Origin of the sequence: Noviherbaspirillum pedocola (assembly GCF_016632335.1) — a bacterium.
GTDB lineage: Bacteria > Pseudomonadota > Gammaproteobacteria > Burkholderiales > Burkholderiaceae_D > Noviherbaspirillum_A > Noviherbaspirillum_A pedocola.
On the sequence record NZ_JAEPBG010000005.1, the window covers coordinates 129,080 to 150,671 of the forward strand.

Below are 21,592 nucleotides of genomic sequence, written 5' to 3' on the forward strand. Positions count from 1 at the left end.
CCCCGATTCCGGCCTTCAGCAATTCCATTTCCTCCCTATCTGCAGCGACATTGACTCAACAGGACGTTCGATTATCGCAGCGCCGTATAATTCTGTTGCCTTTCGGATCGTCTGGCAATGCCGGCTTTCCGCACTTGTTCGTTCAACCATATGCCATCCAGCCTGAAATCCCCGCTTTCCCTGTACCTGCTCGTGGCCATCTCCAGCGCCGCGATCTTCGGCATCGACCTGATGACCCGGGTCGGCATGGCCGAATGGCTGTTGTACCTGATTCCGGTGGCGCTTTGCCTGTTCCAACCCACTGCGTTTGCGCCGCCTCTCGTTGCGCTGCTGCAGATCGTGCTGCTGATCTTCGGCCTGCTGTATTCGCCGGAAGGCATGGATGTACAGATCGGCATCATCAACCGGGTCATGGGCGCGCTGGTATTGCTCGGTGTGGCCTTTCTTGAAACCCGGATCATCGTCGAGCGTAATCGCGCGCAGCGGCTGATCTGGCTGCAGCAAGGCGATAGCGCAATTTCGAACGCGATTATCGGTGAACTTGATGTCGACCACCTTGGCGACAAGCTGCTGTCCGCGCTGGTGTCGACACTGGATGCGCAAGTGGCTTTGCTGTACCGCTTTGAAGGCGGCGCCCTGGTGCCGACCGCATCTTACGCGCTGGAGCGGCCGCTGGCGCAACAGCCGCATCTGGCGCCGGGCCAGGGATTGCCTGGCGAAGTGGCGCGTGACGGTGCGGCCGTCATCGTTTCCGATCTGCCCGACGATTACCTCGTCGTCAATTCCGGTGTTGGCCGCAGCGCGGTCAAGCGTTTGCTGATCGCACCGGCAACCGCCGATGGCGCGGTCATCGGCGTGGTGGAAATCGGCTTCATCCAGGCCCGCGCCGACCTGGAGCGCGCACGCGAACTGATGACGATTGCCGCCGAAGCCATGGGCGTGGCGATGCGCTCGGCGATCTATCGCAAGCACCTGGGCGAACTGCTCGAGGAAACCCGGCGCCAGAGCGAGGAACTGCAGACGCAGCAGGAAGAACTGCGCCGCTCGAATGAAGAGCTCGAGGAGCAGAGCCGCGCGCTGCGCGATTCGCAGGCCGAACTCGAGCAGCAGCAGGCCGACCTGGAGGCAGTGAATGTGCAGCTCGAGGAACGCAGCCGCCTGCTGGAAATGCAGAAGGCCGATCTGCAGCGCTCGCAGCGCGCACTGGAACGCAATGCCGAGGAGCTGGAACGCGCGAACCGCTACAAGTCGGAATTCCTGGCCAACATGTCGCACGAGCTGCGCACGCCGCTCAACAGCTCGCTGATCCTGTCGCAGATCCTCTCCGACAACCGCGGCGGCACGCTCACGCCCGAGCAGGTGCGCTATGCGCAGACCATCCATGCGGCGAACAATGATTTGCTGGCGCTGATCAATGACATCCTCGACCTGTCGAAGATTGAAGCTGGTCACATGGAAATGCGTCCCGAGACGATTGCCCTGGACGCCCTGCTCGATCCGCTGCGCCGCATGTTCGAGCCGATCGCGAAGAACAAATCGCTGGCCTTCCGTGTCGCCATGGCCGACGGCCTGCCGCTGTCGCTGATGACGGACGGCCAGCGCCTGACCCAGGTGCTGCGCAATCTGCTGTCGAACGCCTTCAAGTTCACCGAGCGCGGCGAAGTGACGCTGGAGATCGCGCCGCGCGGTGAAAAAGTCGCCTTCACCGTGCGCGACACCGGCATCGGCATCGCCGAAGAACAGCAGGACGTGATTTTCGAAGCCTTCCGCCAAGCCGACGGCAGCACCAGCCGCGTCTATGGCGGCACCGGTCTGGGACTGTCGATTTCGCGCGAGCTGGCACGGCTTCTGGGCGGCGAGATCCGGGTCGAGAGCGCGCCGGGGCTGGGCAGCAGTTTCACGCTGGAAGTCGCCGCGCGGCTGGAGTCGGCGCAAGCCGAGTTGCCGCGCCAGGCCACGGCCAGCGGGTCGGCGCCGGCCGCGCGCGAGCGGTCCGCGGCATCCACGTCACGCGCCGCCGGCACGCCAGCGCCGTCTTCAGCCAGGGCGACCAAGGCAGTCGAGGCAGCCGAAGCAGCGCCGCAATCGATACCCGACGACCGCAATGCACGGCGCCGCGACCGGCTGATCCTGATCATCGAGGACGACACCCGCTTTGCCGCGATTCTCTACGAACTGGCGCACGAACTCGGCTTCGACTGCATTCATGCCGCCACCGGCGACGAGGGTTTCGCGCTCGCCGCCAGCCAGATGCCGAACGCGATCCTGCTCGACGTCGGCCTGCCCGACCAGTCCGGCCTCGGCGTGCTGGAGCGCTTGAAGCGCGAGCCGGAAACGCGCCACATCCCGATCCACATGATTTCGGTCGATGACCATACCCATGCGGCGCTGGAAATGGGCGCGGTCGGCTTTGCCTTGAAGCCGGTGGCGCGCGAAGGCCTGATTGCGGCGATACGGCGCCTGGAAGACCAGCTGCAAAAGGCAGCGCGCCGCATCATGGTGGTGGAAGACAATGCGCCGCTGCGGGAAAACCTCGCGCTGCTGCTGGCGGCGGACGATGTGGATATCACCACCGCCGGCACCGTCGCCGAAGCGCTGGAGCGCCTGTCGAATGCCACCTTCGACTGCATGGTGATGGACCTGATGCTGCCCGACGCCTCGGGCTATCAATTGCTGGAGAAGATGGCGTCCGGCGGCAAGTATTCCTTCCCGCCGGTGATCGTCTACACCGGCCGCAATCTCGATGCCGAGGAGGAGCAACGGCTGCGGCGCTATTCGCGTTCGATCATCATCAAGGGCGCAAGGTCGCCGGAACGTCTGCTCGATGAAGTCACGCTGTTCCTGCACCGCGTCGAGGCCGATCTGCCGGCGGACCAGCGCGAGCTGCTGCAGCAGGCGCGCCAGCGCGACGCCGCCTTCGAAGGCCGCAGGATACTGATTGCCGAAGACGATGTGCGCAACATCTTCGCGCTGACCAGCATCCTTGAGCCGCTCGGCGCCGAGCTCGTGGTGACCCGCAACGGTCGTGAAGCGCTGGACGCGGTGCGCGAACGGCGCGACATCGATCTGGTGCTGATGGACCTGATGATGCCGGAGATGGATGGCCTGACCGCGATCCGCGCGATCCGCAAGCTGCCCGAGGCAACGCGGCTGCCGATCATCGCTTTGACCGCAAAGGCGATGCGTGACGACCGCCAGCATTGCCTGGATGCCGGCGCCAACGATTACATCGCCAAGCCCATCGACGTGAACCGGCTGGTATCGCTGTGCCGCGTGTGGATGCCGCGCTAAGGAAAAGCGATCGATGCCCAGCTCACCGACTTTCGATATCGAACTCACCCTGCTGCTCGAAGCGGTGTACCAGCGCTACCAGCACGACTTCCGCCACTATGCCCGCTCCTCGCTGGCGCGCCGGCTGCGCCAGGCGATGGAAGACTTCGGTTGCCGCTCGCTGTCGCATCTGCAGGAGCGGCTGCTGCACGAACCGGAAGTGTTCGCGCGGCTGCTCGGCTATTTCACGGTGCAGGTCAGCGAGATGTTCCGCGATCCGCCGTATTTCCGCGCGCTGCGCGAGCAGGTGCTGCCGGTGCTGAAAACGTATCCGTCGGTGAAAATCTGGGTCGCCGGATGCAGCAGCGGCGAAGAAGTCTGGTCGCTGGCGATCCTGCTGGCCGAGGAGGACATGCTCGATCGCGCCGTGCTGTATGCCACGGATATCAATCCTGACGCGCTGCACGCGGCCGAGACCGGGATTTATCCGCTGGATCGCGTCGCGCAGTACAGCCAGTCCTATCGCGACGCTGGCGGCAAGCGCAGCCTGTCGGACTACTACACCGCGGGCGAGCACGGCGTGATCTTCGACCGCGCGTTGCGCCGGGGCATGGTCTTCGCCGACCACAGCCTGGCGACCGACAGCGTGTTCTCCGAAGTGCATCTCGTGTCCTGCCGCAATGTGCTGATCTATTTCGACCGCGAGTTGCAGCAGCGCGCGCTCGGCCTGTTCCTCGATGCGCTGACCCGGCGCGGCTTTCTCGGCCTGGGCAACAGGGAAACCTTGCGCTTTTCGGGATACGAGACGCGCTTTTCCGAGTTCTGTGCCGAAGAACGGATATACCAAAAATCATGAACACGGTCCCAAGCATGCTCCAACCGATCAGACGCAGCGATCCGACACCCGACATCAACGTGCTGGTGGTCGACGACATCGAAAAGAACCTGCTGGCCATGGAGGCGCTGCTGAGCCGCCCCGGTATGCGCATTCTGAAAGCCGCCTCCGGCGACGAAGCGCTGGAGATGCTGCTGGTCGAGGAAGTCGCGCTCATTCTGGTGGATGTGCAGATGCCCGGCATGAGCGGTTATGAATTCGCCGAACTGGTGCGCGGCAATCCGCATACCCGCGCCATACCGCTGATCTTCATGACGGCCGCCGTCGGCGAGCAGCAGCGCAGCTTTCGCGGCTACCAGGCCGGCGCGGTCGATTTCCTGCAGAAACCGGTCGACGGCGATGTGCTGCGCAGCAAGGTCGGTGTCTTCGCTGAATTGTTTGCGCAGAAGAAGCAGCTGTCGATGCAGCTCGAGGAATTGCGCCAGGCGCTCAAGGTCAATGAAATGTTCACCGCCGTGCTTGGGCACGACCTGCGCAATCCGCTGGCCGCGGTGATGAACGGCTCGGAACTGCTGCTGCGCATCAGCGAAGACCCGAAGGTGAACGCGGTGGCCACCCGTATCCGCTCGTCGAGCCGGCGCATGGAGAAGATGGTGAGCCAGTTGCTCGACGTGGCGCGCATCCGCTCGGGCAAGCTCGAGCTGGATACGCGCGATGGCAACTATGAACTCGTGGCGCAGCGCATCGCCGAGGAATTGCGCGCCGGCGGCCAGCCGGGACGCGTGGTGATAACTCTTGAAGGCAGCGCCGAAGGCCGTTTCGATACCGATCGCATCGGCCAGGTCTTTTCCAATCTGTTGGCCAATGCGCTGCAGCATGGCGAGCTTGATGCGCCGGTGCGGCTGGATATCGACGGCAGCGATCCCGAAGAAATTCGCATCACGATTTCGAATCGCGGCGTCATTCCCGCGGCGATGTTGCCGCAGATCTTCACGCCGTTTCGCAGCGGCGGCGACAAGGGCAGCCCGGGCGGACTCGGATTGGGGCTTTATATCGTGAAGAACTTCGTCGATGCCCACGGCGGCGTGATCGCGGTGCGCTCGGACGAGCTCGAAGGCACCGTCTTTTGCATACGCATGCCGCGCAAGGCGGCATGAAGCGGTACCAAGGTCTTCAGCCGGTGCGCAGCGTACCGGCGGCAAAGGCATTCAGCGCCGCGCTGATGTCCGCGAACTTCACCGGCTTGCCGCATACGCGGTCGAATCCGGCTTCATGCGCGAGTTTCACATCGGCGGGCGAACAGTAAGCCGATACCGCGACCAGCGGAACGTGTGCGAGCCGCGCATCAGCGCGCAGGCTGCGCGCAAAATCGTAGCCGTCCATATCGCCCGGCAGGCCGATGTCGCAGAAGATGAGTTGCGGCGATAAGGTACGCGCCATTTGCAGGCCCGTTTCGGCATCGGCGCTGATTTCCAGTTCGCATCCCAGGATCTGCAACATGTGCTGGAACAGCTGGGCGAAGTCACGATTGTCCTCGATGCACAGCACACGCAGCTTATCCCTGCTGCTGTCTTCAACGGCTGCTGGCGTTTTCGGCTGCGGCAGGCAGAGCATGTAGCCGGTCTGGCCATCGCCCTCGGCGAACGGCTCCAGCGATCCGCCCCCCTTCTCGGCGATGGTCCTGGCCAGTGCCAGGCCAGTCGTCGCCTGGGAAAGCCGCATCCCCGCTGGCGGCTCCAACAGCATGCGCAGCTTCAATTTATCGCCTTGCGCGGACACGGTCACGCGCAGCAGCGAGCCGGTCTTGCAGCGTGTGAGGATATGCCCGAGCAGGCATTCGAACAATTGCCGCAGGCGCGCCGGATCCGCCCACGCCATAGCCGCCTCGGCACTGGCGTCGATATCGATGCCGAGCTTTCGGTCTTCGATGCGCGCAGCCAGCTCAGCCATGGCCGCGCGCAGAGCAGCGTCCACGGCGGTTGGCGTCGCCTCCAGCGGCAGCGCACCGCTGACCAGTTCGGAAAGATCGAGCACGCCGTCCATGATGCGCGTCATTGCTCCGATCTGGCGCTGCAGTACCTGACACGCATTGCGCAGACGCTCGTCGGCGCTGGCGACCATCTGCAGCATGTCCGAGACTGCGCTGATCGCAGCAATCGGCGTGCGCAATTCATGGTTGAACATGCGCATCAGGTCGGCGTTGATGGTCGGTGCCGGCGCATCGGTCGATGCGCTGTCGGCTTGCGGCTGCTGCGGCGATGCAGGCTGCGGCGGCGCAGCCTGCATCGCGGGTTGCGGCTCCAGCAGCAACTGCGCCAATTCGGGATCGAGATCAAGCGTGGCGCGCATGTCGGCTTCAATGGCAATTTCCGGGTGCAGACTTACCCAGAAATGGGTTTTCGCGGCATGACCGACGAGCAGAAACGTCTGCTCGCTCCATTGGCGACCGAGCACATGGTAGAGAAGGTCGCGCAAGACGCCGGACTGCTGCGTATTTCGAAGCAGCGCGCCACAGGCAACGAATATCGCCTGCTCGAGCGGCGTGTTCATGGCCGGTAGCGCTTGCTGTGCGCCGGGAGCCGCCTGCAGGCTACGGATGGCGACCTCCAGCGCGCCCTCTTCCGGCAGCGGATAGCGCAGCAATGCCATCAGGTCGTCCCGGCTTTGCGGCGGAGCCGCCGGATCACCAGCGACACGACCATGCCCGATCAGGTAACCCGCGTGCCGCACGAGACAATAGCGCGGGATGGAGAGGCGGGACAGGTAGACGAACAGGCGCTGCTTGAACGATGCCGGAAGCGGATTGTCCAGGAACTCGGTGACGGTTTCGATCCACAGCCGGCGCCTGACTTCGGGCGCGGCGGGAGCGGACCGGAACAGATTGGGCACCAACCCCAGTCGTGATTCGATCTCTCGTTCGAACTCCGGCGTCGGTTGGAAACCGCTATGCATTTTTCACTTCCTTATTCGTTCCAGAATTCAACATCAATTCGGGGCTATGCCGGCAAGTCTGCGACGGAGCGTAACACGAAATCACCTGTCAATGTGACAAGTTCTAAAGCAAAATAGCAGGGTTTGAAACGCGGTTCATACTGCGCGCGGTGCATGCACCGCGTGTCCTTTACGCAGGGGCAACGCGCTTCAGCTGAAGGACTCGGGCGGCTTCGGTTCCTCTGGCAGCGGAATGAATTCGGTCTCGCCAGGAACCCGATCGAAGCGCCCTTCGCGCCAGCGGTTTTTCGCTTCCTCGATCGCTTCACGCTTGCTCGCCACGAAGTTCCACCACAGAAATCGTTCGCCATCGAGCGGCATGCCGCCAAGGAGCATCAGCCGGGACGCGCTCGTCGCTGCAATGCTGACCGGCTGGCCTTCCTTCATCACCGCCATGCGCCCTGCTTCCACCTCGTTGTCATGGATGTCCAGGCTGCCGGACACCACGTAAGCGGCGCGCTCAGGGTAGCCATCCGGCAGCACGAAGCTCGCCCCTGCCTCCATTTCCACCGCGATATAGAACATGTCGGACAGCACCGCGACCGGCGAGCGTCGGCCGAAGGCGCTGCCGACGATCAGTCGCATCGACACGCCAGGCAGGGAGATCATGGGCAATTCGCGCGCGGGATAATGTACGAAGCCCGGCGCATGGCGTTCATGTTCCTTCGGCAAAGCCACCCAGGTCTGTATGCCGTGCATTGCCCCACCTGTCTCGCGCAAGGCATGCGGCGTGCGCTCGGAATGCACGATGCCGCTGCCGGCGGTCATCCAGTTCACGTCGCCCGGCGCAATGGTTTGCAGGGTGCCCAGCGAATCCCGATGCTCGATCTGGCCTTCGAACAAATAGGTCACGGTCGCCAGGCCGATATGTGGATGTGGCCGCACATCGATTCCTTGCCCGGGCGCGAAGTGCGCTGGCCCCATGTGATCGAAAAACACGAAAGGACCGATATGTCGCCGCGCCGCCGCCGGCAGCAGGCGCTTCACGGAAAAGCCGCCGAGATCCTTCACATGCGGTTCGAGGGCGATGAATGGCTGCATCGACATGATGGCTCCTGAGTTGGGGATCGGGTACGGGATCAGCGCGATGGAAAGGATCAGATACTACGCGGTTCGCGCATGCGAATCAGGCCTTCCTGCGCCAGGGTCGCTACCAATTGGCCTTCACGGTCATACGCGTAACCGATACATAGCCCGCGCCCGCCGGACGCGTTCGGACTTTCCATTTCAAAGCGCAGCCATGCATCCATCCGGAAGGGCCGATGAAACCAGATCGTGTGATCCAGGCTGGCGATCTGCAAGCCGGCGTCGCCAAGGCGTATGCCGTGCGGCTGCAGCGAGGTCGAGAGCAAGCCGTAATCGGAGACATAGGCAAACAGCGCTTCATGCAGCCGCGGATCGTCCTCCAGCGCGATCGGCGCGCGCACCCATACCTCCTTGCGCGGTTCGGCGGCATGGCTGGTGAACAGGTCACCGCGATGCGGCACGCGAAAATCGACCGGCACCGGCATGAAGGGACGCCGGCCACTGTCGGCCCGTGCCTTCCAGTCAGGCAAGCTCGACGGCAAGTCATCGGGATCGATGGCCGCGGGTATCGTCTTCTGATGCGTCAGACCTTCTTCCGGCGCCTGAAACGATGCCGACATCACGAAGATGCGACGCCCCTCCTGCAGGGCGACCACGCGCCGGGTGGAAAAGCTGCCGCCATCGCGCACCCGCTCGACTTCATAATCGATCGGCTTGCGGAAATTTCCCGGCAGCAGGAACATCGCGTGCATCGAATGCGGGCGCCGGTCATTGACCGTTTGCGTCGCCGCGCGCAGCGATTGCCCCAGCACCTGGCCGCCGAAAACATTCGGGCTGCCCATGAAATGGCTCTGGCCGCGGAAACGGTTATCACCGAGCGGTTCCAGATGCAGCAGCCGCACGACCTCTTCGGTGTCGTAAAGAGTTTTATCGAGCATGTGTTCGAAATCGGATTGGATCGGATGAGGTCTGCGGCATCTTAGCCAGTTTCACGACTGGCGTCGAATAACGGTCAGATTGTCGGATGCCGGATTCCTTCGCGGGAGTATGATCAGCCGGACAAGGTTTGCGCACCAGTATAAGCTTGCCCGAACCTCGGTTGCGGACCATCCAGCCCGCGCCATCCGATATTGATCCTTTATGAAAGCAGGCATACATGGAATACAAAGTCGTCAATACTCAGATTTCTCCCGAAGGCCGGCTGGAAGTCCTGTCCAAGGCCGAGATCCACAAGCTGCTGGACAACAGCCATGGCGGCTTGCACCAGGTGTTCCGCAGTTGTTCGCTGGCCGTGCTCAACTGCGGCAACTATCTTGATGACGGCAAGGAACTGCTCGAACGCTATGCGTCCTTCGATATCGACATCATCGAACGCGAGCGCGGCATCAAACTCGATATCAAGGGCGCACCCGCCAGCGCCTTTGTCGATGACCGGATCATCCGCGGCATCCATGAACATTTGTTCGCCGTGCTGCGCGACGTGCTGTTCATCGGCGATGAGATCAACGGCAATCGCAATCTCGATCTGAACTCATCGGCCGGAATCACCGACGCCGTCTTTCACATCCTGCGCAATGCCGGCATCCTGCAGCCGATCACTCATCCGAATCTCGTGGTCTGCTGGGGCGGCCATTCGATTTCGCGTGTCGAATACGACTATTCGAAGAAGGTCGGTTATGAACTCGGCCTGCGCGGCCTGGACATCGGCACCGGCTGCGGCCCAGGCGCGATGAAGGGGCCGATGAAAGGCGCCACCATCGGTCATGCGAAACAGCGCATCACCACTGGCCGCTATATCGGCATCTCCGAACCCGGCATCATCGCGGCCGAATCGCCGAACCCGATCGTCAATGATCTGGTGATCCTGCCGGATATCGAAAAGCGCCTGGAAGCCTTCGTGCGCACCGGCCACGGCATCGTCGTCTTCCCCGGCGGCGTGGGAACGGCTGAAGAGATTCTCTACATCCTCGGCATCCTGATGCATCCGGAAAATGCCGAGCAGCCTTTCCCGCTGGTGTTCACGGGCCCGCAAAGCGCAGCCGACTATTTCGAACAGATCGATGCGTTCATCGGCCTGACGCTGGGCAAGGAAGCGCAGCGGCGCTACCGCATCATCATCGACGACCCGGTCGAAGTCGCCAAGACGATGGCGGACGGCATGCGCGAAGTCCGCGAATTCCGCAAGGCGCGCGCCGATGCCTACTACTTCAACTGGACGCTGAAGATCGACCACGAATTCCAGAAGCCATTCGCGCCCACGCACGAGAACATGCGCAATCTGAAGCTGCACAAGAACCAGCCCGCGCACCTGCTGGCAGCCGATCTGCGGCGCGCGTTCTCGGGCGTGGTCGCCGGCAATGTGAAGGAACAGGGCATACGGGCGATCGAGCGGCATGGACACTTCGAGATCCATGGCGACCCGATGATCATGGAGCCAATGGATGCGCTGATGAATGCCTTCGTCGAGCAACACCGGATGAAGCTGCCCGGCACGAAGTATGTGCCCTGCTACCGCATCATCAAGTAGCGTCGAGCTCGGGGTAGCGCCGGAAGATGCCTTGTTCGTTGAACGGCAGACGGCGCTCCGACTTCAGATAGGCGGCGATGCGCGGGCGCTTCGCCACGCGCCGCCGCAAAGACTCAAGATGCGGCAAGGCCGGCGCCAGACGCGCCATCGCATTGGGAAACGCGTAGTGCAATCCCTCGAGTAGTTGAAACAGCGATAGGTCCACATAGCTTGCCGTGCTGCCGATCACCCATTCCATTCCCGATGGATTGCGCGCCAGTACGTTTTCAAAATAACGCAGGTATTTCGGTATGCGCGATGCAGTGAAATCGGCCGACCGTCGCATCGCTTCTTCCCGCTGGTCTTCGTAGTATTCGCTCACCGACACCGGGTGGTGGCTGTCATGCGTCTCGGCGACGACATCGGCCACGGTCAGTTGCAACTGATGCAGCCACAGGCGGTCGGCTTCCGCCTCCGGCGCCAGGCCAAGGCGAGGTCCAAGGAAATGCAGGATGTTCGCTGTCTGGCCTATGAGCATCTCGCCTGCTTTCAGGAACGGCGGTGCGAAAGGCGGCCGAACTAGAGACTTGTCATCCAGCAGCGCCATCAGCGCCGATTCGCCGCCGGCTTCTCTTGCCACATCCCGATACACCGCGCCGGCATCTTCCAGCGCGAGCCGAACGAACTCGCCGCGCCCCTGTATCCCGGGCCAATAGAACAATTCATATTGCATCGCAACTCCTTGCTGAAGCGCTGTACCACGATGATGCTAACCAGCAATGTTAGAAATTCATAATTTTCATTGTTGAAACGTCCGCGCTGCTCGAAGGTTCTCAACCGGTCAAACCGGGCGAATAACCGCCCAGACACGAGAGAAACGGAGAGTTTTTGCATGAACGCAGCAGTCAGTCCAATAGGAAGCAATCTCGTCGAAATCCTGGTGCACAGCGCCGCAGCGCAGCCGCAGCGCATAGCCTATCACTTCATGGGTGATGAACCGGAAAACCTGAGCACACTGGATTGCGCCACGCTTTTGAAGGAATCCGCCTCTCTGGCCACGCTGATCCAGCAACAGAGGTTGCGAGGCAAGCCCGTACTCCTCGCCTGCAAATCCAACCACCTGTTTATCAGCGCCTTCTACGCTTGCCTGATGGCTGGAGCGATCGCAGTGCCGACCGCGCCACCGCGTCGCGCTTCGCTCGAACAGCGACTTCATGCCATCAGCGTGCAAGCGTGCATCGCGGGAGTGATCAGCGACAGCGATGCCGTTCTTGCCCATCCATCGCTGCGCGGTCTGGCGGTCATCGATCTGCGCCGATGCCAAGAGGCCAACTGGCCGGATGCGCATCGCTGGGAACCACCGCAACTGACGCCGGATGCGCCGGCCTGCATACTCTACACTTCCGGCACGGTCGCCGAACCGCATGGCGTGCTGTTCGATCACGGCAGCCTGATTACCGCGGCGCTGGCCGCCGCCGTCAGTTTTCGTCATCCGGGCCCCGGCGCCGCTCTGATTACGTTGCCGCTATTCCATGATGTCGGCTTGCTGCTGGGCGTGCTTCATCCGCTGATCTGCGCAAGCAGGATTTTTCTGTCCACGCCCGCCCAATTCGTACAGAAGCCACAGCGCTGGCTCAGGCTGCTGCAACAGCATCGCATCACGATCGCCGGCGGACCGAACTTCATGTTCGACATCGTTATCCGAAATATCCGCCCCGAACAGCTGGCAGACGTGAGCCTATCCTGCTTACAGGCGCTGTTCTGTACCGGCGAGCCGATACGCAGCGCAACCTTGTCGATGCTGTTCGATCTGCTCGGCCCACTCGGCTTGCGTCAGGCAGCTATCGTCCCGGCCTACAGCCTCACCGAAGCCTGCGGGCTGGTAACCGGAAGCATTACTGGCGCGCCGGCGCGCACTGATGCGCCCGGCATCGCAGGCATCGTCCATCCGCTGGTCGGATGCGGCAAGCCGCAGGCCGGGCGCGAGCTGCTGATCGTCGATCCCATCGAACGCCGTGAGCAGCCAGCCGGCGCAGTGGGCGAGATCTGGGTACGCGGCGCCGCGCTTGGCAGCGGCTATTGGAAAAACCCGCTGCTCAGCGAAGCGGTTTTTGCCGCCATGCTGGCCGACGGGCGCGGCCCCTTTCTGCGCACCGGCGATGTCGCTTATCTGAAGGAGGGACATCTGTATCACATCGGCCGCCTGACCGACCGGATGCGGCTCCACGGCCGTGATCATTATCCGCAGGACCTGGAATTCCAGGCTGAACGCAGCCACCCAGCCATCCGACCATCGTCGACTGCAGCCTTTACCGTTGATGCCCGTGAGCGACCGCGCCTGGTGATCGCCTGCGAGCTGCGGAAGGAGTTCTTGCGACGACGCGAGAAATGGGCGCAGATCGAAAGCTCGGTCCGGGCGGCCATACATCGGGTACATGGATTGCACGTGGACCATGTCGTGCTGCTGATGCCTGGAACACTGCCCAAGACGTCCAGCGGCAAGGTCCGGCGCAATCAATGTCGCCGCGATTATCTCGAGAACCGTCTCGCCGTCGCGCACGGCGCGCCGCAGCATACACAGGAAAACATGTCATCCGCCGGATAAAACATTTAACTTTCCGCCTCGGGCAAAAGCGGCCGGCCAAAATTACAATAAGGCCGGTCTGCATGCCGCTGGAAATGCCCACGTCAATTTTCGGAGCAACATATCATGGCGACACGTCAACATCCCGACACGCATTCATATGCGCTCAGAATTGAAGGAAAAGCGTGGCTGGATGACTTGAGCATTGAACAGGTATGGGCCGTGCTGCGTTCGGCTTACCAGAGCCTTGATCAAAACGAAGAACTGTTATTCATGATGCTCATGCCGAACGGCGAAATGCCGGCGCGATGCCTGCCGCGCTGCATGTTTGAATCCAGCATGACCAGCCCTGCCAGATTACAGACCGTGATGCGAACACCCGCTACGCAGCATGCCGCACCTCTGTCACTGATTTACAGCGCTGGCGAAGAAACTCATTAAGCACGCCGCCAAGTCCCTTCAGAACCATTCATCGCTGCGCAAATAGCGCCATTGCCCAGGCTGCAGGCCTGCGAGCGAAACGCGTCCAATGCGCATGCGCGTGATGCGCGTAGCCGGCAAACCGGCAGCGGCGCAAATCTCCATAATTGCCAGAGCCTCAACGCCCTTTATAGCAAACCGCAATCTTTTTTCGCTCTGCCGACTGATCTTCATGAGCGCATGCCGTGCAGCCGCCATGCGCTGCATCTGTGCCAGCAATTCCGGCGAAACATCGCGAGCGACTTCCACGTGGAATTCCTGTTCGATACGTTGTCGATCGTCGATCAGGCGGCGAGAGATGCGCCAGTCCTGGCTAACCACGACCAGCCCGCCCACAGCTGACGGCAGCGGCGCCACGATCTGCTGATTGTGGAGATGCTTGCGCAGCACGCGCATGCCGGAGCCGCTGGCATCGGCGCGGTTTTGCGGCGCGAGGAATGCTGCCATCGCATCGGCGGGCGCAAGATCCGCGCCTTGCGGCTTGTGCAGAAGAAGGCTTGCCGGCGGAACGTCTTCGGCGACAGCGGCCGGATCGAGTCGCAGCCGCTGCTCCGGTGCAACGCGTGCAGCGGGTTCCTCGACAATTGCGCCATCCACGCTGATCCAGCCGCCTTCGATGTATTGCTCGGCCTGACGCCGCGAGCATCCCAGCTCCTGCGCGACGCGCTTGGCCAGCCGAATCTCGGCATTCATTGGGATGTCTCCATGTTCAGCAGCGCGAGCTGCTCCGCTTCCAGATATCGCCATTCACCCGGACCCAGCGCCAGATCCGCCAGTTGCAAGCCGCCGATGGCAATACGCGTGAGCGCTGCACAATGGTTACCCGCGGCGGCAAGCATGCGCTTGACCTGATGGTATTTGCCCTGCTCGATGGCGATTTCCAGCAGATGACTGTCCCGCTGCACGCAATGCACAGCGGCAATCGGTGCTGGCTCGTCATGCAATTTCACGCCGCCACGCAATTGCGCAATCAATTCGGGTGTGACCGGATCGGCAGTCGTGGCCAGGTACAGCTTGGGAACATGACGCCGCGGTGAAGACTGGGCATGGATGAAAGCGCCGTCATCGGAAAGCAGCAGCAAGCCGGTGGTGTCGTGATCGAGCCGGCCCACCGGCTGCACATCGCGCCAGGCGAATTGTTCGGGAAACAGTGTCAACACGCCGGGGTGGTGACTGGGCTTGCGGGAACATTCGATGCCGGAAGGCTTGTTCAAGGCCACGTAAAGATGCTCGCGGTAACGCCATGGCTCATCGAACACCGTAAATTCCAGGCCTTCCACCTCGACGGCGGCGCGCCAGTCATCCATCACCTGTCCGCCTATGCTGACTTCACCGTCAGCAATCAGTTGCCGGCACCACTTCCGGCTGCCGAATCCCTGCGATTGCAGCATCCGGTCCAAGGTCAATTTGCTCATGGCGGCACTGTACCAGAACGCTACGCGCGAGCGCGGACGATTGCGGTTAAGCTTGCAGCCTCCTGCCAATACGAGAAGCGTCTGCAAACCAAATAACCATGCACAGGCTGCTTTCTTCCATCCTGCTCGCCTTTCTGGCCTTGTGTTGCCTCACGGCTGACGCGCAAAGCCTGCGCATCGGCTCCAAGCGCTTTACCGAGTCCTACATCCTTGGCGAAATTCTGCGCATGACTGCATCTGCGCATGCGCCCGCCGAGCACCGCATGGGACTCGGCAACACCGCGATCCTGTATGAGGCATTGCGCGCCGGTGAAATTGACCTCTACCCGGAATACCTCGGCACCATCACGCGCGAGATCCTGCACAGCGATCGGCCAGCCACGCTGGCCGATATCAACGCCCAGCTCGCGCCGCTCGGACTCGCGGCAGGTGTGCCGCTGGGCTTCTCCGATAGCTACGGACTGGCGATGCGTGAAGACCTCGCGCAACGTCTGGGCATTACGCGCATCAGTGACCTGGCCGCCCATACGCAATTGCGCTACGGCCTGTCGCACGAATTTCTTGGTCGTACCGATGGCTGGCCCGGCCTGACGCAACGTTATCAATTGCGGCTTGCCCGGCCCGGCGCGCTGGATCACGGCCTGGCCTACGATGCACTGCAGAGCGGGCAAATCGACGTCACCGATGTCTACACCACGGATGCCCGCATCGAAGGCATGCATCTGCGCGTGCTTGATGACGATCTGCACTATTTCCCGGATTACGACGCGGTGCTGCTGTATCGCAGCGACCTGCCGCATCGCCTCCCCGCAGCCTGGCATGCACTCGAATCGCTGCGCGGTCGCATCGACCAACGCCGAATGATTGCGTTGAATGCCGCAGTGGAGTTGCACGGCGCAAGCTTCGAGGCCGCGGCGCGTGTATTCGTCGATGGCGGCACGTCGGCATCCAGTGCGCCGGCGCGCGGATTCCTCGCAACGATTTTCAACCCGGAACTCGGACGCCTTACGGCGCAGCATCTGTTCCTGGTGTGTTGCGCCGTCGTTTTTGCCACCGTCGTTGGCATACCGCTCGGCATCACGGCAGCCCACCATTCCTGGCTTCGTCAACCGGTGTTGGGTCTCAGCGGTGTCCTGCAAACGATACCGTCGCTGGCGCTGTTCGCGATGCTGATCCCACTGTTCGGCAGGATCGGCACGCTGCCCGCAGTCGTGGCACTGTCGCTGTACGCGCTATTGCCTGTGGTGCGCAACACCTGCGTCGGCATGTTGCAGGTGCCCGCGGGACTGAAGCTGGCCGCCCTTGGCCTGGGCTTGTCCGTGCGCGACCGCATGCTGCAAATCGAATTGCCCCTGGCTGCGCCGATGATCCTGGCCGGTATCAGGACCGCCGCCGTGATGAGCGTCGGCACCGCCACCATTGCCGCGTTCATAGGCGCCGGCGGGTATGGCGAACGCATCGCCATCGGCCTCGCGCTGAATGATCGGCAAGCCTTGCTGGCCGGCGCGATACCGGCTGCTGCGCTGGCATTGCTTACCGAGGCGGCATTCGCCATCGTCGAATATCTGCTGCGCAGACGCCGTCCGGGAGCCTATCCGAGCTGACCGAAGCATCCAGCCCGGTCAGTGCGCATATGCTTCACAGGCTGCGGCCGAGGGCGTAAACCACGGAGGCGACGCCTGCGGCTCATGCCATCGAAGCTTCCTGCACCTGCTCCGGCCCGCTCACCATCCGGTTCAATGCGTCCTGCAACTCTCTGGCTTTTCCGACATAAAGATTGTCTTTTTCCGCGGTCTGCAGCAAGACCTCAACATGACGCAAGGCGTCGGCGAACTGCTTGCGCTGCGCGCGCAATGCGGCCGCATGAAACAACGCTGGCGGCAAGAGCGGATGCTGTACGAGCAAGTCATCCCATAGCCGCAAGCCCTGCTCGAGATTGCCGCCGTCCTGGCTGACCATCGCCAACTCGATGCGCAGCTCCAGCGCATCAGGGCTGCGCTCGATGCACTGACTCAGCAGCGCGATTGCCCGCTCATGCAGCCCAAGACGCGCATAGATACGCGCCGCCAGCTCACGTGCGCCAGCCGGCGGCTCGGGCAGCTCCAGCAAGGTCTTTGCCCGCGTCAGGGCCTCCTCCAGACGCTGATGCTCGAAATGGTCACGCGCAATGGCAAGGATCTCATCGGATTCGAATTGCATGGTTATCTCCAAGGAAGAAAAGCTCAGTCGTTGAAAACCATCACTACAGCGCTGCGCGAATGCCGTGGGCCATGCCGCTGCGGAAAAATCCGACCCGTGGTCACGGCAGCGCCGTCTACAACAGTTGCTGCTCCTTCAGGGTCCACGGCGCCCCGGAGAATACGAGTTCGCGCATGAACGCTTCCTTTGCCGCGGAAGCGGAATCCACCGGCTCGCCGCGCAGATGGCGGGCATAGCATTCCGCAAAATCTTCGCCGACCGAAGTGGCGCCATATGCGCTGGCTGGAGCGCCTCGCCTGACAGCGCGCTGCGTCCACTGCGTCTTGACCTTGCTGCTGATGATCAGCGCGAACACATGGTGTCCAATTTCGTGGTGCAACACATGACGGAACATAGGCCATGCCGGCAAACGGTAAAAGCAAATGCAGCGCTCCCGTTGCAGATAAGCCGCTACGACAGATGGCGGACAACACCGCGCCTCTTCCGGGGAGAACTCGATGCGACGCAAACCCGCAAGATGATGGTCCGGCACCGGATCCAGCGCCATGAGCACCTCTTCAGGCGAGATGCACGCTCCGGCGAAGCCGGCAATGCTCAGATGCAGCGCGGCAGCGGCGCCGAATGCGGTAGATTGCTGCCGGCGTTGAATATGTCGCATCGTTCAGGCGTCGCGGCCAAGCGGCGCGGAAAGCGACTTCAACACGTCGAGCAAAGCCGTACGCGCCCGCGGACTATCGACCAGCGCCGAGCGGACCTGTCCCAACAGATCCTGCCCTGCGGGGGTAGCCATCAAGGGCGCGCCAAACTCCCTGGTCAGCACGCATTCGATGAAGGCTTCCACCGCGCGCGTATCCGCATCTTCGCGGCGGGGATCGATGCTGGCCAAGCGTGCAGCCAATTCCACCCGCAGACCGGAATGCGCGCCGCCCGTCTTCGAATTGCCTTGGGCCCTGGACGATGTTGTGGTGTCGGCTGCTGCCACGCCGCGGGCACGTGGTCCGGCTTGGGTACGCAAACGCCGTAGCAGCCTTCCAAGGCCAGCGCCTTCGATCCTGCTCATCCCGGGCTTTCCTCTCGCGTGCGTAATTAATGGGAGGCATCATCCTGGCGATATGCCGAAAGCCAGACGTTGCCCTCGTTCTCCGCCACGCTATCGTCCGGCAGCGCGTCGATGATCTTGCGCATGTCGCCATTGAGCGGCGCATTGACATTGTTCAGCGCAATGCCCTGCTCCAAGGCGCTGCGGCAGGCGGAAAAACGATCGCGCATCAAATGTTCCAGCCCCAGCGCAAAATGATGAAAGCAGTTATTGGCATCAAGATTGGTCAAGGGCCGCAGCGTGTCGGTCGCCGCATCGACCCGCGCGGCGCCGAGATGCAGCAAACCCAGCTGCAGGCGCGCGGTGTACATGTCAGGTCGCAAGGCCAGCGCGCGGGTCATCTCTTCGGCGGCGCGATCGTACATGCCGAGCTGCGCATGCTCAGCCGCCAGCAGATATAGCAACTCACCATCTTCAGGCGCGGCTTGCAGCGCATGCTTCAGGTACACCAGCGCCTGCTCGGGCGAATTCGCGCGACTCGCTCCCATCGCCAGAAATTTCAATTCTTCTGCATCGAGATCGGTGCTCATCGTGTCTCCTTTTGCGATGAATGCGCGGCGGGAACAGCGGAAGAAAGCGCAGGCTTGCGCCGCGCGGCGTAGCGTCTTACGACATCGATCATGTTGCCACCGGCAGGCGCATGGAAGTTTTCCATGATCTGCCTGAGCATTTGCTGCGAGAGCTGCGGCCTGCCGCGATGTTCAATGATCAGCGTTTGCGCGAAACGGCCGGCGAAGGACTCGGGTTGCAGCCGCAGCGCGATGTCCGTCTCATGCCTGGCTTCATCCCATTGCCCACGCGAAGCAAGCAGCACCGCAAGCGTCCCGTGGGTTTCACCGAAATTACGGTCCTGGCGCATCGCCGCTTCGAGGGTTTCCTGCGCGGCGTCGAGGTCGTTCTGCATCATCTGTACCCAGGCCAGAGCATTCCATGAACCGAGATGACCTGGCAGCAGCCTGACTGTTTTCTCGAATGCCTCGCGTCCGCCGGCGATATCTCCAGCCGACAGACGGGCGAGTGCTATGCCCATCCAGGCGCGGCCACTGTCGGCATGCAGTGCAGCGACGCGCTCGAATTGCGGCAAGGCCGCTTCGGCATCTTCCATCGCCACCGCGGCCGTAGCCGATGCAAGCAAGGCATCGACATTATCCGGATCATGAGCAAGCACCTCGCGCGCCAGCGCGGCGCCCGCCTCCAAGTCATCGTTATCAATACGGATGAGACTGAGCATGCCTTGTGCGATCGGATCGGCTTCCATGGTCGCAGCAAGAGCAGCCGCCTCATCCAGCTTGCCGGCGCCATGCAGCGCGCGGATGTGCAGCAGCGCGAATTCGGGAAGTTCCGACGCATGGGGCGCGAGACGCTCGAACAGCGGCTCGGCCTCGGCATGCCTGCCGGCGAGGATGAGCGCGCGCGCATGCTGGTACAGAACCGCAGGCGCATCGACGCCTTCGTCAATCAGAGCCTGCGAGTATTCAAGGCTGGCGATCGGGTCATGCTCCATCATCAACGCCACTGACATGCGGTAACGGCTGGGAGCATCCGTCGGCGACAAGGCCAGGGTTCTGTCAAGCAGCTCATGCGCCTCGCGCCACAGGCCGAGCTGCATTGCCTCATGCGACGCGTCTTGCAACAACGGCAGATTGGACGGATCGTGGGCGAGATACCCAATGAGGCGGTCGAAACGACTTCGATCGAGCAAGGTTTCCATACCGGCGTTCCCGATACACAGAATGTTCATCGATGGTGGATGCGGAGCAGAAGATGCGAACGCTTGAGGTCACGCGCACTGCTCCAGCGAGAAGCGCGGGCCAGCATAGCAGAGCCTGAGCAAAGGCCAAAGAGATTCGCAACACGACAGGCGCATTTTGAACGTCGAGGCGACGTTGTAGCGCGATCAACATGGGGCAGCATGCTTGCACACGTTATTGCGCGCCGCACATCGAACGAATGCCCGAGCGCAGTCGCACACTTTCAAATCGCCGACGCGAGCTTGCACGAACCAATTCCAGCGTCGCGCCACTCAAGCGACCGTGCCAAACATGAGGAGCGCGCAATGCCCGCCAACGGGTGCCTGCAGCGAGCTCATCCAAGTCGGACAGCCAGGCAGCACCCAATGGATACACGATGTCGATTACAGGAAGAACACACGCATGTCGATGGACCTTGCTCTCATGCTGACCTCAAGAACGTTGTGGGCAGCGGTGCTCATCTCCGCGCCGATGCTGCTGACCGCTCTCCTGGTCGGCCTGCTGATCAGCATCTTTCAGGTCGTCACGCAGATTCAGGAAATGTCGCTGAGCTTCGTGCCGAAGCTTCTCGCCGTGGCTGGCGTGATGGTCATATCCGGCCCCTGGCTGCTGCGGCACCTCGTCGCCTTCGCAAGCTCACTGATTCTCTCCATACCTTCCTACCTGTGATCTCGCTGCGCATAGACATCGCCCCGCTGATCGCTACGCTATTGCTGTCGCTGCGCATCGGTATCGCCTTGTTCATGACACCCGTGCTCGGCGGGATCGGCGTGCCGACGATGATAAGAGTCTTTGCACTGCTCGGCCTCGCCTTCTGCATCAACCTCGGATTGCAGCCGCCGCTGCCTCCCCTTGCATCAGACCCTTCGCATCTGGCGTTTGCCATGTGCATGGAGGCGCTGTGGGGCGCGCTGCTCGGCTTTGGCATATCGACGGCCTTTGCCACGTTCCTGGTCGGCGGCAGACTGCTCGACCTGCAGATGGGCTTTGGCGTGGCTACGCTTTTCGATCCCGCCTCGCGCGCGCAGACGCCGCTGCTCGGCCTGCTGCTGCAGATGTGCGCCATCGCCGCCTTTCTGGCAGTCGACGGGCATCACCTGCTGCTGCGTGCGCTGGCGGCATCGCTGCAGGCCGTGCCTCTGGGCACAGTGCCACTTCGCCTGCAGCCGCAAACCGTGCTGGCGCAGTTCGGATTGATGTTCAGCCTCGGCATTGTCGTCGTTGGTCCTGCGGTATTTTGCGTATTCCTGGCCGATATCGGCATGAGCGTGCTGTCACGCGTATTGCCGCAGGCGAATATCTTCCTGCTGTCGATACCGGTTAAGGTGTTTGCCGGCCTGGCGACGCTGGCGATTTCCCTACCCTTTCTCGCACCCGCGATGAATCGCGTTTTCGCGAGCATGCTGCGCTACTGGAACGCGCTGATGGGGATCTGA

Annotated in this window: 20 protein-coding genes; 9 read left to right on the forward strand and 11 right to left on the reverse strand. The window is 62.2% G+C overall.

Annotated elements, in window-relative coordinates; translation table 11 throughout:
* Positions 1–150: 150 nt before the first annotated feature.
* From JJB74_RS13670 to JJB74_RS13680, 3 genes are read left to right on the forward strand one after another with little or no spacing between them, the layout of a single operon-like run.
* Complete coding sequence (locus JJB74_RS13670) at positions 151–3,291, forward strand: response regulator (RefSeq protein WP_200592442.1); 3,141 nt, start codon at positions 151–153, stop codon at positions 3,289–3,291.
* 13 nt (positions 3,292–3,304) lie between these two features.
* Positions 3,305–4,126 carry a CheR family methyltransferase gene (locus JJB74_RS13675; RefSeq protein WP_200592443.1) on the forward strand — a complete coding sequence of 274 codons (822 nt, stop codon included), beginning with the start codon at positions 3,305–3,307 and terminating at the stop codon, positions 4,124–4,126.
* Positions 4,123–5,262: a hybrid sensor histidine kinase/response regulator gene (locus JJB74_RS13680; RefSeq protein ID WP_234484168.1), complete on the forward strand. Its 1,140-nt coding sequence runs from the start codon at positions 4,123–4,125 to the stop codon at positions 5,260–5,262. Before JJB74_RS13675 ends, JJB74_RS13680 begins: the two co-directional genes overlap by 4 nt.
* A 16-nt stretch (positions 5,263–5,278) precedes the next feature.
* Here the strand turns inward: JJB74_RS13680 and JJB74_RS13685 are convergent, their stop codons facing one another.
* The 3 genes from JJB74_RS13685 to JJB74_RS13695 all read right to left on the reverse strand — a co-directional run bounded on the left by JJB74_RS13685 (position 5,279) and on the right by JJB74_RS13695 (position 9,060).
* Positions 5,279–7,057, reverse strand: a complete 1,779-nt coding sequence (locus JJB74_RS13685; RefSeq protein WP_200592444.1) for a hybrid sensor histidine kinase/response regulator — start codon at positions 7,055–7,057, stop codon at positions 5,279–5,281.
* A 189-nt stretch (positions 7,058–7,246) separates the two neighbouring features.
* Positions 7,247–8,143: a pirin family protein gene (locus JJB74_RS13690; protein WP_234484169.1), complete on the reverse strand. Its 897-nt coding sequence runs from the start codon at positions 8,141–8,143 to the stop codon at positions 7,247–7,249.
* Positions 8,144–8,193: 50 nt separating this feature from the next.
* Entirely contained in the window at positions 8,194–9,060 is an 867-nt protein-coding gene (locus JJB74_RS13695) for an acyl-CoA thioesterase (protein WP_200592445.1), read from the reverse strand.
* 218 nt (positions 9,061–9,278) lie between these two features.
* Here JJB74_RS13695 and ppnN point away from each other — a divergent pair, with 218 nt between their 5' ends.
* Positions 9,279–10,649: a nucleotide 5'-monophosphate nucleosidase PpnN gene (gene ppnN, locus JJB74_RS13700; protein WP_200592446.1), complete on the forward strand. Its 1,371-nt coding sequence runs from the start codon at positions 9,279–9,281 to the stop codon at positions 10,647–10,649.
* Here ppnN and JJB74_RS13705 read toward each other — a convergent pair.
* On the reverse strand, positions 10,642–11,361 hold the full coding sequence (locus JJB74_RS13705; protein ID WP_200592447.1) for a glutathione S-transferase: 720 nt from the start codon (positions 11,359–11,361) through the stop codon (positions 10,642–10,644). The two genes, ppnN and JJB74_RS13705, sit on opposite strands and share 8 nt — an antisense overlap.
* Before the next feature lie 159 nt (positions 11,362–11,520).
* On the opposite strand from JJB74_RS13705, the gene JJB74_RS13710 reads away from it, so the two are divergent.
* Both JJB74_RS13710 and JJB74_RS13715 read left to right on the forward strand, forming a co-directional pair.
* Positions 11,521–13,233: an AMP-binding protein gene (locus tag JJB74_RS13710; RefSeq protein ID WP_200592448.1), complete on the forward strand. Its 1,713-nt coding sequence runs from the start codon at positions 11,521–11,523 to the stop codon at positions 13,231–13,233.
* 105 nt (positions 13,234–13,338) lie between these two features.
* Positions 13,339–13,653: a hypothetical protein gene (locus tag JJB74_RS13715; RefSeq protein ID WP_200592449.1), complete on the forward strand. Its 315-nt coding sequence runs from the start codon at positions 13,339–13,341 to the stop codon at positions 13,651–13,653.
* An 18-nt stretch (positions 13,654–13,671) separates the two neighbouring features.
* Here the strand turns inward: JJB74_RS13715 and JJB74_RS13720 are convergent, their stop codons facing one another.
* Together JJB74_RS13720 and JJB74_RS13725 are read right to left on the reverse strand one after the other, a co-directional pair.
* Positions 13,672–14,385 (reverse strand): RNA pseudouridine synthase, encoded by a 714-nt coding sequence (locus tag JJB74_RS13720; RefSeq protein ID WP_200592450.1) that lies wholly within the window; start codon positions 14,383–14,385, stop codon positions 13,672–13,674.
* Positions 14,382–15,107, reverse strand: coding sequence for a pseudouridine synthase (locus JJB74_RS13725; protein WP_200592451.1), 726 nt, complete (start codon positions 15,105–15,107; stop codon positions 14,382–14,384). Before JJB74_RS13725 ends, JJB74_RS13720 begins: the two co-directional genes overlap by 4 nt.
* A 98-nt stretch (positions 15,108–15,205) precedes the next feature.
* Between JJB74_RS13725 and JJB74_RS13730 the strand changes: the two genes are divergently transcribed.
* Positions 15,206–16,711, forward strand: a complete 1,506-nt coding sequence (locus tag JJB74_RS13730; RefSeq protein WP_200592452.1) for an ABC transporter permease/substrate-binding protein — start codon at positions 15,206–15,208, stop codon at positions 16,709–16,711.
* Between the two features lie 82 nt (positions 16,712–16,793).
* Here JJB74_RS13730 and JJB74_RS13735 read toward each other — a convergent pair whose 3' ends face one another.
* The 5 genes from JJB74_RS13735 to JJB74_RS13755 form a co-directional block, all read right to left on the reverse strand.
* Complete coding sequence (locus JJB74_RS13735; protein WP_200592453.1) at positions 16,794–17,306, reverse strand: tetratricopeptide repeat protein; 513 nt, start codon at positions 17,304–17,306, stop codon at positions 16,794–16,796.
* A 115-nt stretch (positions 17,307–17,421) separates the two neighbouring features.
* Positions 17,422–17,964, reverse strand: a complete 543-nt coding sequence (locus tag JJB74_RS13740) for a zinc-binding metallopeptidase (RefSeq protein ID WP_200592454.1) — start codon at positions 17,962–17,964, stop codon at positions 17,422–17,424.
* Between the two features lie 3 nt (positions 17,965–17,967).
* The gene (locus tag JJB74_RS13745) at positions 17,968–18,366 is read right to left on the reverse strand and encodes a hypothetical protein (protein ID WP_200592455.1); all 399 of its coding nucleotides are present in this window, start codon (positions 18,364–18,366) and stop codon (positions 17,968–17,970) included.
* Positions 18,367–18,392: 26 nt separating this feature from the next.
* On the reverse strand, positions 18,393–18,935 hold the full coding sequence (locus JJB74_RS13750; protein ID WP_200592456.1) for a tetratricopeptide repeat protein: 543 nt from the start codon (positions 18,933–18,935) through the stop codon (positions 18,393–18,395).
* Entirely contained in the window at positions 18,932–20,116 is a 1,185-nt protein-coding gene (locus tag JJB74_RS13755) for a tetratricopeptide repeat protein (RefSeq protein ID WP_200592457.1), read from the reverse strand. Before JJB74_RS13755 ends, JJB74_RS13750 begins: the two co-directional genes overlap by 4 nt.
* A gap of 463 nt (positions 20,117–20,579) precedes the next feature.
* Here JJB74_RS13755 and JJB74_RS13760 point away from each other — a divergent pair, with 463 nt between their 5' ends.
* A complete protein-coding gene (locus JJB74_RS13760; RefSeq protein WP_234484170.1) occupies positions 20,580–20,825 on the forward strand; it encodes a flagellar biosynthetic protein FliQ in 246 nt (81 codons plus the stop codon).
* Complete coding sequence (locus tag JJB74_RS13765) at positions 20,822–21,592, forward strand: flagellar biosynthetic protein FliR (protein WP_200592459.1); 771 nt, start codon at positions 20,822–20,824, stop codon at positions 21,590–21,592. The genes JJB74_RS13760 and JJB74_RS13765 overlap by 4 nt, the downstream gene beginning before the upstream one ends.

What these genes read in the sequence shown, in the direction of transcription:
- JJB74_RS13670 (WP_200592442.1), top strand. Translation starts at nt 151, where the DNA reads ATGCCATCCAGCCTGAAATCCCCGCTTTCCCTGTACCTGCTCGTGGCC.
- JJB74_RS13675 (WP_200592443.1), top strand. Translation starts at nt 3,305, where the DNA reads ATGCCCAGCTCACCGACTTTCGATATCGAACTCACCCTGCTGCTCGAA.
- JJB74_RS13680 (WP_234484168.1), top strand. Translation starts at nt 4,123, where the DNA reads ATGAACACGGTCCCAAGCATGCTCCAACCGATCAGACGCAGCGATCCG.
- JJB74_RS13685 (WP_200592444.1), bottom strand. Translation starts at nt 7,057, where the DNA reads ATGCATAGCGGTTTCCAACCGACGCCGGAGTTCGAACGAGAGATCGAA.
- JJB74_RS13690 (WP_234484169.1), bottom strand. Translation starts at nt 8,143, where the DNA reads ATGTCGATGCAGCCATTCATCGCCCTCGAACCGCATGTGAAGGATCTC.
- JJB74_RS13695 (WP_200592445.1), bottom strand. Translation starts at nt 9,060, where the DNA reads ATGCTCGATAAAACTCTTTACGACACCGAAGAGGTCGTGCGGCTGCTG.
- ppnN (WP_200592446.1), top strand. Translation starts at nt 9,279, where the DNA reads ATGGAATACAAAGTCGTCAATACTCAGATTTCTCCCGAAGGCCGGCTG.
- JJB74_RS13705 (WP_200592447.1), bottom strand. Translation starts at nt 11,361, where the DNA reads ATGCAATATGAATTGTTCTATTGGCCCGGGATACAGGGGCGCGGCGAG.
- JJB74_RS13710 (WP_200592448.1), top strand. Translation starts at nt 11,521, where the DNA reads ATGAACGCAGCAGTCAGTCCAATAGGAAGCAATCTCGTCGAAATCCTG.
- JJB74_RS13715 (WP_200592449.1), top strand. Translation starts at nt 13,339, where the DNA reads ATGGCGACACGTCAACATCCCGACACGCATTCATATGCGCTCAGAATT.
- JJB74_RS13720 (WP_200592450.1), bottom strand. Translation starts at nt 14,385, where the DNA reads ATGAATGCCGAGATTCGGCTGGCCAAGCGCGTCGCGCAGGAGCTGGGA.
- JJB74_RS13725 (WP_200592451.1), bottom strand. Translation starts at nt 15,107, where the DNA reads ATGAGCAAATTGACCTTGGACCGGATGCTGCAATCGCAGGGATTCGGC.
- JJB74_RS13730 (WP_200592452.1), top strand. Translation starts at nt 15,206, where the DNA reads ATGCACAGGCTGCTTTCTTCCATCCTGCTCGCCTTTCTGGCCTTGTGT.
- JJB74_RS13735 (WP_200592453.1), bottom strand. Translation starts at nt 17,306, where the DNA reads ATGCAATTCGAATCCGATGAGATCCTTGCCATTGCGCGTGACCATTTC.
- JJB74_RS13740 (WP_200592454.1), bottom strand. Translation starts at nt 17,964, where the DNA reads ATGCGACATATTCAACGCCGGCAGCAATCTACCGCATTCGGCGCCGCT.
- JJB74_RS13745 (WP_200592455.1), bottom strand. Translation starts at nt 18,366, where the DNA reads ATGAGCAGGATCGAAGGCGCTGGCCTTGGAAGGCTGCTACGGCGTTTG.
- JJB74_RS13750 (WP_200592456.1), bottom strand. Translation starts at nt 18,935, where the DNA reads ATGAGCACCGATCTCGATGCAGAAGAATTGAAATTTCTGGCGATGGGA.
- JJB74_RS13755 (WP_200592457.1), bottom strand. Translation starts at nt 20,116, where the DNA reads ATGGAAACCTTGCTCGATCGAAGTCGTTTCGACCGCCTCATTGGGTAT.
- JJB74_RS13760 (WP_234484170.1), top strand. Translation starts at nt 20,580, where the DNA reads ATGCTGACCTCAAGAACGTTGTGGGCAGCGGTGCTCATCTCCGCGCCG.